Genomic DNA, 244 nt, shown 5'->3' on the forward strand with positions numbered 1-244 from the left:
GTGTGTCACTTCATCGCGGCCATGGGTCTCCAGGCGCCGGGTCAGGTCGCTTTCTCCACTGGCGATGTTGGCCATGGCGTCCACAGCTTCCTGCAAGGGGCGGGCGATGCTGCGGGCGATCAGAATCACCAACAGGGCCATGACCAGGGCGATGCCGAGGCCCAGCAAGGAGGCGTCGCGCAACTGGCGCATGACCTCTGCCTGCATGTCATCGATGTAGACCCCCGAGCCGATGACCCAGCCC

1 protein-coding gene is annotated in these 244 nt (G+C 65.2%); it reads right to left on the reverse strand.

What is annotated here, in order from left to right:
- Positions 1-244: HAMP domain-containing protein (locus M2D63_RS26000; protein WP_285865912.1), on the reverse strand; the 244-nt coding region annotated here is incomplete at both ends.

Source organism: Pseudomonas sp. BJa5, assembly GCF_030272875.2.
Lineage (GTDB): Bacteria > Pseudomonadota > Gammaproteobacteria > Pseudomonadales > Pseudomonadaceae > Aquipseudomonas.